Below are 8,270 nucleotides of genomic sequence, written 5' to 3' on the forward strand. Positions count from 1 at the left end.
CGGCTGCCGTGGCGATCAGTCCCCGAACATCTTCTGTTTCAGCTCGCGCCGTTGCTGCGCTTCGAGCGACAGCGTCGCCGTGGGCCGTGCCAGCAAGCGGCCGACGCCGATGGGTTCGCCGGTCTCGTCGCAATAGCCGTAGTCGCCGGCGTCGATGCGCTGGATCGACTGCTCGATCTTCTTCAGCAGCTTGCGCTCGCGGTCGCGGGTGCGCAGTTCGAGGGCGTGTTCCTCCTCGATGGTGGCGCGATCGGCCGGGTCGGGCACGACGACCGTGTCTTCGCGCAGGTGCTCGGTGGTTTCGCCGGCGTTCTCGAGAATGCCGCGTTTGAGCTCCTGCAGCTTCAGGCGGAAGAACGCCATCTGCTTTTCGTTCATGTACTCCGAGTCCGGCATCGCGATGACTTCGGCGTCGGTCAACTCCTGGGGCGTCTTCGTCTTCCAGTTGTTGGCGAGCTTCGGGTCCTTCTTGACGGCGAGGGGCGGCGGCGGCACCAGCACATTCGACGTGATCTGGACGAAGCTGGACTTGGCGGCAGTCGAAGCCACGGATTGCGGCATGGAGGGCACGGTCAACTGCGACAGCCGCGACACGCGTCCGCCGCGTGCGGGCGCAGGCGTTGCGGTCGAGGTATCGGTGGCGGGAATGGAGGTGGCGGCAACCGTTTTTTTCATGGGAGTCGGAATGGCAGTAGGCTCAGCGCGGACGCTGGCCGTTTTGGTTGACGGACTTCCCGCATTTGCCGGCTTGGCCTTGCTGCTTGTGGCAGCGGCCTTCGCCGACACGGCGGGAGTGACAGATTTCTTTGCGGCGGAAACCTTCTTTGCCGCAGGCACAGCCGGCCTGGCGACCGCCGTCTTCCTGACGGGCGGCGTCGGCCCTGGCTTGGCTTTGGCGACGGGTTTCTTCACGGTGACTGGCTCCTTCGACGAACTGGAACGCGCTTTCAATGGGTAGTCTCCTCCCATGGGACCCACTGGCCCAACGGCCTCGCGGACTCCACGTTGTCAGGATGCTCGCCAGTGGCGAACCCCGGGGTTATACCCCCGAAAGCAAGCCAGGAACGCGCGCAGTCCTATGCCGAAAGTCACACATCATCCAGTTAAGGGTGGACGGGACCCCGGAACAGGCGCGCGATTGTATAGACAAACCACATCGGCCCGCGGCTTCTCATTTGCCTTGCCCACAAGGCCCGTGCCCCAAGACGCCGAGGGCCGAGCGCCGCGGCTCGCCTCGGGGCGGCCGGACGGCGACCGCCTTATTTCAGACCAGGCACTGGTCGAGGCCCTGCTCCAGGATCTCGCGCGGCAGGTCGATGCCGATAAAGACCATGCGGCTGTTGCGGGGCTCGTCCTTGCCCCAGGCGGGGCCGAGGTCGCTGCCCATGAGCTGGTGCACGCCCTGGAAGATCACCTTGCGCTCGGTACCCTGCATGTGCAGCACGCCCTTGTAGCGAAGCATGCGCGGCCCATAGATATTGACAATGGCGCCCAGGAAGTCCTCGAGGCGCGCCGGGTCGAAGGCACGGTCGGAGCGATAGACAAAGCTCTTCACGTCGTCATCGTGGTGATGGTGGTGCCCATGGCCTTCCTGCGCGTGCGAGGGATGGTCGCAATGCTCGCCGTGCGCGTGGTCATGGTGTTCGTGGTCGTCTTCCTTCAGGAAGTCCGGATCGATGTCCAGCTTGGCATTGAGGTTGAAGCCGCGCAGGTCGAACACGTCCTTCAGCGGCACCTCGCCGAAATGCACCTTCTGCTGCGGCGCGCGCGGATTCATGTGCTTCAGGCGATGGATCAGCGCGTCGGTCTCCTCGGTGGCGACCAGGTCGCTCTTGCTGATGAAGATCTGGTCGGCAAAGCCGACCTGGCGGCGCGCCTCCTGGCGGTCGTTGAGCTGCTGAGGCGCGTGCTTGGCGTCCACCAGCGTCAGGATCGAGTCGAGCAGGTAGCTCTCGGCGATCTCGTCGTCCATGAAGAAGGTCTGCGCCACGGGGCCGGGATCGGCCAGGCCGGTGGTCTCGATCACCACGCGGTCGAAGTCCAGCAGGCCCTTGCGCCTCTTGGCCGCCAGCAGTTGCAGGGCCTCGCGCAGGTCCTCGCGGATCGTGCAGCAGATGCAGCCGTTGCTCATCTGGACGATCTGTTCCTTCGACTCCGTCACGAGGATGTCGCTGTCGATGTTCTCCTCGCCGAACTCGTTCTCGATCACCGCGATCTTCTGGCCGTGCGCCTCGCTCAGGATGCGCTTGAGCAGCGTCGTCTTGCCCGAGCCGAGGAAGCCGGTGAGGATGGTGGCGGGAATGAGGGCCATGGAATGCTCCGGGAAGAACGAAAACGGGGAAAGGCGGGAAGTTTAGCCACGGCGGCCCCGCCGCGCTGCGGCAAGGGCAAAGGCTATTTGCGCACCACCACGAGGCCCTTGAGGTATTCGCCCTCGGGGAATTCGATGGTCATCGGATGGTCCGGCGCCGCGCCCAGGCGTTCGCTGATGAAGCCGTCCACCCCCGCGTCGATGCCGGCCGAGGCCACGATCTTGTGGAACAGGTCGGCGCCGATGCCGCCCGAGCACGAGAAGGTCAGCAACACACCGCCCGGCGCCAGCAGCTTGAAGGCCTGGCGGTTGATGTCCTTGTAGGCGCGCGCGGCGCGATCGGCGTGCGCCACGGTCGGCGCGAACTTGGGCGGGTCGAGCACGATGGCGTCGAAGCTGCGGCCTTCGTCGACGAAGCGGCGCAGCGTGGCGTTCACGTCGGCATCGAGGAACTCCGTGCGGGCGCCCTCGAAGCCGTTGAGCGCCACGTTCGCCCGCGCGCGCTCCAGCGCCGGCAGCGACGAATCGATCGACACCAGTTCGGCGCCCTCGACGGCGCCTGCGGCCTTCAGTCCCGCGAGCGCGGCGACCGTGAAGCCGCCGGTGTAGCAGAAGCAGTTCAGCACGCGGCGAAAGCGGCGGTGCTGCGCGATTTCGGCGAAGCGCTTGCGGCTGTCGCGCTGGTCGAGGTAGAAGCCGGTCTTGTGGCCAGTCGCGATGTCGAGCGTGAAGCGCCAATCGTGCTCGCGAATGGTGATTTCGGTCGGCCCATTGCCGCGCAGCCAGCCCGTCACCGGCTTCAGCCCCTCGCGCTCGCGGCCGCTCGCGTCGGAGCGCTCGTACAGCTTCGCCAGGCCCGTCGCCGCCAGCAACGCATCGGCCAGCACGTCCTTCCAGCGCTCGACGCCGGCGGACAGGAACTGTGCCACCAGCGTGTCGCCGTAGCGGTCGACGATGAGGCCCGGCAGCCCGTCGGTCTCGCCGTGGACCAGCCGCACGCCGTTGCTCTGGAGATCGAACAGCGCCCGGGCCTGGACGGCGCTCGCCACGCGCGCCGCGAAGAAGGCTGCGTCGATGCGTTGCGCCTCGTCGAAGCTCCAGGCGCGCGCACGGATCTTGGAATGCGGGCTGAACGCCGCCCATGCCAGGAACTTGCCCTCGTCCGATTCGATGCGCACGGTCTCGCCCGCGTCGCCGCCGCCCTTGGCGATGGCCGATTCGAAGATCCAGGGATGGCGCCGCAGGAGCGAACGCTCCTTGCCGGGCCGAAGACGGAGAAGCTTCATTTGCTGTTCTTGCGCTTGTTCTTGCCGAGGGTGGTGCCGAGGGCGGGTGCGGATTCCTCGCGCGCATGGGCGCGCGGGTGTGCCGCATCGTAGGCCTTGGCGAGATGCTGGAAATCCAGCCGCGTGTAGATCTGCGTGGTCGAGATGTTGGCGTGGCCCAGCAGTTCCTGCACGGCGCGCAGGTCGCTGCTGGACTGCAGCACATGGCTTGCGAAGGAGTGGCGCAGCATGTGCGGGTGCACCGGCGCCGCCAGCCCGGCCTTGAGGCTGCGTTCGCGCAGTTGCTTGCGGACCGAGTGGGCGGACAGCCGCAGGCCGTTGCGGCCGATGAAGAGTGCTGCCGCGCTTGCCGGGTCACGCAGGCGTGCCGCAGCCAGTGCCGGGCCGTCGTCGCGCGCCGCGAGCCAGCCGCGCAGGGCTTCGATTGCCTTGGTGCCCACCGGCACGATGCGGCGTTTGCTGCCCTTGCCCAGCACATTGGCCTCTGCGGCATCCAGGTCGACCCAGCCGCGTGCCGTGTGGCTGGCGCGCGCATCCAGTCCGGTGAGTTCGCTCACGCGCAGGCCGCAGCCGTAGAGCATCTCGACGATGGCGCGATCCCGTGCTTCCACCCACGGGTCTGCCTCGGCGTCGTGAAGCTCCGCCAGTTGCACGGCCTCATCGACCGCCAGGGCCTTGGGCAGGGGCCGGCTGGCCTTGGGCGCGTGGACGTCCTGCACCGGATTCGAGCCCACCAGCCCTTCGTTGCCCAGCCAGCGGTAGAAGCTGCGCCAGCACGAGAGCACCAGCGCGATGCCGCGCGACTCGCGCCCGGCGCCGTGCATCTGCGCCATCCAGCGGCGCACGTGCGCCGTCTGCACCTTGTCGAGCGCCAGCTCGCCGGCCTGCGCCTTCTCGACCAGCGTTTTCAGATGAATGGCATAGAGCTCGACCGTGCGCGCCGCCAGCCGTCGCTCGACCCGCACATGCTCCAGATACCGATCAACCCATTCCAGACTCAAGGCCCCCTCCTTCCAGAAACACCGAGGAACCGGCTCCGCCGGGCCGCCGGTGTTGCCCCCGGTGAGGGGGAAGGCGTAGCGACACGAAGTGCGCGAAGCCTGGGGGAGAGATCAGAACATTGCATTGCCGATGATCGCCAGCGGTTCGCGCAGGGCGCCCTTGAAGAACATTCCCCAGCGCCGCCAGCAGGAGGTCGGCGCGGCGGCGTACTGCACGTCGAACCACCGGTCGAAGCCCGAGGCCCGCGCCAGGCGCTCGGCGCGCCAGAGATGATAGGGCTCCGACACGATGATCACGCTCTTCACCCCCGCCGCCTGAAGCACGGCGCGCGACATCGACAGGTTCTCGCGCGTCGACGAGGATCGCGGTTCCAGAAGCAGGGGCCCCGCATAGCCCTCCAGGCGCGCGTGCTGCCGCATCACCTCGGCCTCGACACGGCCGTCTTCCTTGTCCACGCCGCCGGTGAAGGCGAGCTGCCGCACGAGACCCGCCTTCGCCAGCGCGATGCCGGCATCCACGCGACCCGTCAGGCAGGGGTTCGGCTCGCCCTTCCAGTAGGCGCGATTGCCCAGCACCAGCGCCGCATCGGCCGCGCGCCGCGGCGGATGATCCAGCAGATCGAGCGCCCGCAGCCAGACCATGACGGCGATGGCCACATAGCCCGCGAACAGGACCAGCAGCCCCACCAGAAGCCCGCGCCGCAGCGAACGCCTCAAGGCCGCAGCCGCGACAGCGCACCCGAGGCCAGCTCGGCGATGCGCTCCAGGAAGTCGGTGCCCATCTCGGCGTTGAAGCGGTGCGCATCGGGCGATGCGAGCACCAGCAGGCCGAAGGCCGGCGCCGCCGGCTCGCCGCGCAGCGGAATCAGCGAGATCGACACCGCGGCCTGCGGCTCGGCCAGCCAGTTGGCCGCCTCGAAGCCCGCATTCAGGCCGCAATAAGGCGCCGTCAGCGAGGTGGCCAGCGCCTTCACGTCGTCGCTCACCCACTGGGCGTAGGGCTCGCCGAGGTAGACGCTGTCGCAGTCCCAGATCTTGATTGCCGTCTGCGGCACCATGAACAGCGCCTGCAACTGCGAAGCGATCTGCACCGGCAGCGAACGCGGGTCGCGCGTGGTCAGCAGGCCCTTGGTCCAGCGCTGCAGCCGGTCGGCCGTGACCACGTTCTCCGTCCCGTGGCGGACCATGTCCATCACCCGGTGCTCCAGCGCCTTGATCTTCTCGCGCAGCATCTCGGCCTGGCGCTCCTGCAGGCTCACGGCGCGGTTGCCGTGCGGGCTCGTGAGCTGCACCTGCGACAGCAGCTGCGCGTGCCGCTCGAAGAAGTCGGGCGTGTTCGACAGGTAGTTGGCGATATCGTCTTCGGTGATCGGGTTCATTGCGTTCTGGTTGAAAAGGTTCATGACTGTTCCGGCACCTCGATATCGCCTTCGAACACGGTGATGGCGGGCCCCGTCATGAGCACCGCGGCGCCGTCGCCGGCCCACTCGATGGTCAGCAGCCCGCCGCGGGTCTCGACGTCGACCCGCGCATCCAGCAGCCCGAGCCGGATGCCCGCGACCACCGCCGCGCAGGCGCCCGTGCCGCAGGCGAGCGTCTCGCCGGCGCCGCGCTCGAACACGCGCAGGCGCACGTGCGAGCGGTCGACCACCTGCATGAACCCGGCGTTGACGCGCTGCGGAAAGCGCGGATGCAGCTCGATCGCGGGCCCCTGGGTCTCGACCGGCGCGGTGTCGACGTCGTCGACGATCTGCACCGCGTGGGGATTGCCCATGGACAGCACGGCCACCGAGACGATCGCGCTGTCCGCATGCGTGCCGAGGGCCAGATGCCACTTGTGCCATGCGCCTTCGGGCTGCGGATCGAGACCGGCGGTGTCGAAGGGCACGCGCGCGGGCTCGAAGACCGGCGCGCCCATGTCGACCGTGACGCGGCCGTCGGCGCCCATGCGCGGCTCGATCACGCCCGAGAGCGTCTGTACCCGCACCGCGTCCTTCGGCGTCAGGCCGCGCTCGCGCACGAAGCGCATGAAGCAGCGCGCCCCGTTGCCGCACTGCTCCACCTCGCCGCCGTCGGCGTTGTGGATCACGTACTGGAAGTCGATGCCCGCCGCCGGCGAGGGCCGCACGGTGAGGATCTGGTCGGCGCCGACGCCGAAATGGCGATCGGCCAGGAAGCGGTACTGCGCCTCGGTCAGGCCGAGCGTGCCGCGCGTTTCGTCCAGCACGACGAAGTCATTGCCGGCCCCCTGCATCTTGGTAAAGCGGATTCGCATCGCCGGATTATCTGCTCAGCACCAGGCTTCGCAGTCGAGCGCCCGGCTTCGCGCTCGTGGGCCCCGGCGCTCGCGCGGACGAATAGCCTGAGGCACCGTCGTTGCCGGCGCGCGCCGGCCAGGAAGAGAAGAAAGGTACAGCGACATGTTTCCCATCCGACCCGCCACCTCCCCGGAGGCGCGGCGTTCGCGCACCGAAGCGGCAGCGCACGATGCATCGCCCGCCGCGGGCGAGGACGCGCAAGCCTCGCCCCCCGCGAGCCCGGCCCTGGAGGCCCTGCCGCGCGCCGCGTCCCGGCGCCGCCCGAGGCCCGAGGACAGCCCGGACGAGGCGCCGGCCGCGCGGGCGTATCGCGCAGGGTCGCCCATGGACGCCTCGCGCGCGACGCTGTCGCGGCTTCCCGCGCCATCCCTGGACAGCATGCTGCGGGCATGGGAGCTCAGGGGCGCGCCGGGCGAACGGCGGGCCGATGCGGCCAGGCGGGTGCTGGCCTGTTCCACCGCACCGGCCGGCGCCCCGACCGAGCTGGACCTCTCGAACCTGGCGCTCTCGGAACTGCCGCCGGGGCTCGATCGGCTGCGCCTGCAGTCCCTGGTCCTGGTCGACAACGCGCTCAGCGAAATCCGGCTGCCCGACCAAGGCCTGCCGGGACTGGAGGAGCTCTGGCGGGCGCGCAATCCGCTGCGCGACCTCACGGGCCTGCTCCAGCAAGGGCAGATCGAACAGGCCCGCGCACTCGCGGACACCCTGCTGGAGCCCCAGTTCCTCGCGCAACTCCACAGCCTGCCTGCTTCGCGCATGGGCGCTCACGAAGCCCGCGCGATGAACACCGCCCATGCCCGCTACATGGACCTGCTCACGGCCCTCGCCCGTGATGGCCTCATCGACCCCGCCCAGGCCTTCGACCGCCTGCGCTCGGCCGATGCGATGCGCGGCGAGACGCCCTACCTCCTGCACATCGCCTCGCGCATCGCCGCCGGGCAGCGCGGCATGACGGCCGCGCCCGAACTCGCCCACGCCGTCACCCGCCTGCTCGACACCCTCGCAGGGGAACGCGAGAAGACCGAGGGACAGGGCGTGCGCGCTTCCATGCGCCAGGCCCTGCTCAGCCAGGAGCACACCCGTCAGGTCAGCCTGCTCGGCAAGGACAGGCGCGCGCGCTGGCTCCGACGCTGCTCGATCCCGAGCTTCTCGCGCAGCTCCACAGCCTGCCTACTTCGCGCATGGGCGCTCACGAAGCCCGCGCGATGAACACCGCCCATGCCCGCTACATGGACCTGCTCACGGCCCTCGCCCGCGATGGCCTCATCGACCCCGCCCAGGCCTTCGACCGCCTGCGCTCGGCCGATGCGATGCGCGGCGAGACGCCCTACCTCCTGCACATCGCCTCGCGCAT

General features: G+C 68.9%; 8 protein-coding genes. 1 reads left to right on the forward strand and 7 read right to left on the reverse strand.

Going from position 1 to position 8,270, the window contains the following annotated elements; all coding sequences use genetic code 11:
• Nucleotides 1-15 precede the first annotated feature (15 nt).
• The 7 genes from dksA to dapF all read right to left on the reverse strand — a co-directional run bounded on the left by dksA (nt 16) and on the right by dapF (nt 6,873).
• On the reverse strand, nt 16-912 hold the full coding sequence (gene dksA / locus AC1DNF_RS12310) for an RNA polymerase-binding protein DksA (protein ID WP_478148876.1): 897 nt from the start codon (nt 910-912) through the stop codon (nt 16-18).
• 352 nt (nt 913-1,264) lie between these two features.
• Entirely contained in the window at nt 1,265-2,311 is a 1,047-nt protein-coding gene (locus AC1DNF_RS12315) for a CobW family GTP-binding protein (protein WP_478148877.1), read from the reverse strand.
• Between the two features lie 83 nt (nt 2,312-2,394).
• Nucleotides 2,395-3,597, reverse strand: a complete 1,203-nt coding sequence (locus AC1DNF_RS12320) for a class I SAM-dependent rRNA methyltransferase (protein ID WP_478148878.1) — start codon at nt 3,595-3,597, stop codon at nt 2,395-2,397.
• Nucleotides 3,594-4,598: a tyrosine recombinase XerC gene (locus tag AC1DNF_RS12325; protein ID WP_478148879.1), complete on the reverse strand. Its 1,005-nt coding sequence runs from the start codon at nt 4,596-4,598 to the stop codon at nt 3,594-3,596. Before AC1DNF_RS12325 ends, AC1DNF_RS12320 begins: the two co-directional genes overlap by 4 nt.
• 111 nt (nt 4,599-4,709) lie before the next feature.
• Entirely contained in the window at nt 4,710-5,315 is a 606-nt protein-coding gene (locus AC1DNF_RS12330) for a YdcF family protein (RefSeq protein ID WP_478148880.1), read from the reverse strand.
• Nucleotides 5,312-6,001: a DUF484 family protein gene (locus AC1DNF_RS12335; RefSeq protein WP_478148881.1), complete on the reverse strand. Its 690-nt coding sequence runs from the start codon at nt 5,999-6,001 to the stop codon at nt 5,312-5,314. The genes AC1DNF_RS12330 and AC1DNF_RS12335 overlap by 4 nt, the downstream gene beginning before the upstream one ends.
• Complete coding sequence (dapF, locus tag AC1DNF_RS12340) at nt 5,998-6,873, reverse strand: diaminopimelate epimerase (RefSeq protein WP_478148882.1); 876 nt, start codon at nt 6,871-6,873, stop codon at nt 5,998-6,000. The genes AC1DNF_RS12335 and dapF overlap by 4 nt, the downstream gene beginning before the upstream one ends.
• 145 nt (nt 6,874-7,018) lie before the next feature.
• Between dapF and AC1DNF_RS12345 the strand changes: the two genes are divergently transcribed.
• Nucleotides 7,019-8,125, forward strand: coding sequence for a hypothetical protein (locus AC1DNF_RS12345; protein ID WP_478148883.1), 1,107 nt, complete (start codon nt 7,019-7,021; stop codon nt 8,123-8,125).
• Nucleotides 8,126-8,270 lie beyond the last annotated feature (145 nt).

This window comes from Variovorax sp. 01T432, assembly GCF_056398605.1.